Here is a 3,122-nt window from a genome sequence, read left to right on the forward strand (position 1 = left end):
GGTCAGAAAACTCTTGCATAACGGACGGTAACCACAGAAGAAATCCGCGTCGATGCGATGTCGCACCGCCTCAAGCCGCCCAACAGATTGCTTCCGCCATGACAGCAAGCCCTGAAGTGCGCGTGTTCATGGTTTCTGGTGGAATAACAAAATCAAAAAAGAATTGTGGCTCCTTAACACCTCATGGGTATTTTGGCATTGAAAATGATGTCGTCGACAAAGTCAGTGCGTGGCTGGATGCCAAATTCCGATAATCTTCAGGTTATTGTTGTTTGAATCTGAGAAATCAGATGACGTACGGCTGGTGCAACCTCATCTGAGCGAAAAATGGCGGCAATTTCTGAAACGATTGGTTCTCCCGCAATATCGCGGAAAACAACGCCCGGCAAATTGACAACACTTCGTAAAGCACTGGGAATAACCGAAATACCATTGCCAATTGAGACCTGTGTCAACACAGCCAGCAAACTCCCTGGCGTAGAAACAATACGGGGCGTAAATCCACCTCGACTTGCGACCTGGAATGTGCCGAAAGCCTGCTCGGGCAATATAAAAGATGCGTTGGCAATTTCGTGCGGCGTAACCGGGCCTTCCGACTTTTCTTCGACACCAGGAATCACGGAAAGTGCCAGGCAAAAGTGATCGCGGATCAACACATGGTGACTCAATAGCTGTGGCATCGCCATAGGCAGCCTTACAAAACCGATATCTACGTCACCGTCCGCAACCAGTTGAGGCAGTTTATCCATAGGGAATTCACGCACTTTTAAAAGCACGTCTGGATAACTCTGCGTAAATTGGTTCATCTGGTCTTGCAGTATCCCCGTATACGCAGCTGACGCAACATAACCAATCTCTATCCGACCCAATTCACCGCGCCCAGCACGACGACCGGCGTTCTCGGCTGTTGCAAATTGTTTGAGCACGCGCCGTGCTTCAGAAAGGAAAACCTCTCCCGCAGATGTAAGCGTCACAGAACGCTTTGTTCGGTTGAGAAGTTGAGCTGATAATGTGCGCTCAATTTCCTGTATCTGCACAGTCAGAGTGGGCGGGGAAATATTCAGCCGTTCTGCCGCCCGTGTAAAATGAAGTTCTTCCGCCAAGACCACAAAATAGCGGAGATGTCTCAGTTCCATTCCTCTATCCCCCTTCCCGCATTATTAGGCAAAACCTAATAATAACAAAAATAACCACCAATGACGAGAACCAAGGCATGACGTAGCGTTACAGACTAATGCGCTCTGCAACGGAACATCGCCATGACACAACTCTTTCAAGCCAATCATGATGAACTGATTATCGGAATTTCTAATACTATCGTGAAGCGGTGAGGACACCGATGACATCCTCGCGCGTAACCAATCCGTTATTTGTCCTTCTGGCGGCTTCAACTGGCTGTGCCTTGACTGTGCTTGATACCAATGTGGTGGCAATCATCCTGCCAACCATCGCTCGCGAGTTTCGTGCAAGTTTCGCGGATATTGAATGGGTTATCAGCACATATGTTCTGTGCTTCGCATCTCTCCTGTTGCCCGCTGGAGCCATTGCAGATCGGTATGGACGCCGTCGCATCTATCTGATTGGAATTACGACATTTGCCCTTACCTCGTTGTTTTGCGGAGCCGCCCCGTCTGCCACAGCACTATATCTAGCGCGTGCTTTACAGGGCGTAAGTGCTGCGTTTTTGTTAGCACCTGCTTTAGCGATCATCGGGCATACTTTTCATAATCCAGATGAACGGAACCGCGCATGGGCCATTTGGGGAAGTATCATGGGCCTTACCATGGTTCTTGCTCCTATTATTGGTGGTATTATTGCCTATGCGCTCGGTTGGCGGTGGGCGTTTTATATCAATATTCCAATCTGCGTCCTACTTGCTGGCGCAGTCTTTATTCTGGTCAAAGAATCACGTGATACTGATGCCCGAAGACTGGATCCGGCCGGGATTATATTTTTTGCTGCATTCATGTTCGGTCTGACGTGGGGAATGATTAACGGTCAGGCAAGCGGCTGGACCTCATGGAACGCCCTGAATGGTTTTATTGGAGGAAGTATCTCCTTAGGCATTTTCATAGCATCTGAACGTGCCCAATCACGTCCGATGTTAGATCTTGGCCTATTCTCCAATCCCCGTTTTCTGGGAGCTGTCTGGGCGATGTTTGCTTATGCAGCATCCGCTCAGGTTATGGCCTCGATGCTTCCGCTATTTCTCCAAAACGGCTTAGGCCGCTCAGCACTTCAGGCCGGCTTCGCCATGTTGCCTTTTGCCCTGGCAATGTTGATTTTCCCACATATTGGACGTCTTCTGGAACGCCATATCTCTTCGAGCGGTATTCTAGCCGGTGGTCTGTCATGCGTCGCCATTGGCAATGGAATAACAGCATGGGGAGCATATGTCGGATCATGGATCATTGTTATGGCTGGCATGGTCGTCATTGGAAGTGGGGGTGGCCTTCTCAATGGGGAAACGCAAAAAGCTATCATGAGTGTTGTGCCAAAAGAACGATCTGGCATGGCGTCAGGGATCAGTACGACATCACGATTTTCCGGGATTTTGCTTGGTTTTGCGATGCTTAGCGGCATACTCGCAACAATGGTAAGGAAATGGGTTGCCGCCTTTGGATGTGGTAGTGGCTGCCATCATCCATCAGACTTCGCCGATGCCATCGTTGCCGGTGATCTACCCAGTGCTATTTCCGGTTTAGAGGGTTCCAGTCAAGAAATCGCCATTCAGCATGCACATCATGCTTTCTCTTATGGTTTTGCCGTAGCACTTCTTGTGGCATCAATTTTCGCATTAGGATCATCAATTACTATCTTTACACTGATGCATTCAAAGATGAAACAGAATATAACCTAAGCAAATAATAAATACTTAATGCGTAATGATAGATATTTTGCAGATTCTCTAGAGTGTTTCGTCAGTTGGCACATGGTTGAGTAACGCTTGTAATCCCACTTGACCTCTGGTCTTTCCTCCCTGTTTTTTGGGATCGGGAGAGATGGGAATGCGATGATATGGTTTGAGTGAGAGCCAGTAAGATCGGATAACTGACGACACGCTCTAACACTACAGTTGCATTTTGTGTTGAGTTCTGACTCTATGGGTAACCATGATTCAG

Annotated in this window: 2 protein-coding genes and 1 pseudogene; 2 read left to right on the forward strand and 1 reads right to left on the reverse strand. The window is 48.3% G+C overall.

Annotation, left to right across the window (positions count from 1 at the left end; genetic code table 11):
- Positions 1 to 254 (forward strand): annotated as a pseudogene (locus APA10_RS14700) (hypothetical protein); the annotation flags it as partial.
- Positions 255 to 257: 3 nt separating this feature from the next.
- Here APA10_RS14700 and APA10_RS11340 read toward each other — a convergent pair.
- Positions 258 to 1,136 carry a LysR family transcriptional regulator gene (locus tag APA10_RS11340; RefSeq protein ID WP_003626356.1) on the reverse strand — a complete coding sequence of 293 codons (879 nt, stop codon included), beginning with the start codon at positions 1,134 to 1,136 and terminating at the stop codon, positions 258 to 260.
- 203 nt (positions 1,137 to 1,339) lie between these two features.
- Here APA10_RS11340 and APA10_RS11345 point away from each other — a divergent pair, with 203 nt between their 5' ends.
- Positions 1,340 to 2,860: an MFS transporter gene (locus APA10_RS11345; protein ID WP_003631263.1), complete on the forward strand. Its 1,521-nt coding sequence runs from the start codon at positions 1,340 to 1,342 to the stop codon at positions 2,858 to 2,860.
- The last annotated feature ends 262 nt before the right edge of the window (positions 2,861 to 3,122 follow it).

It is taken from the genome of Acetobacter pasteurianus subsp. pasteurianus LMG 1262 = NBRC 106471, assembly GCF_000285275.1.
Lineage (GTDB): Bacteria > Pseudomonadota > Alphaproteobacteria > Acetobacterales > Acetobacteraceae > Acetobacter > Acetobacter pasteurianus.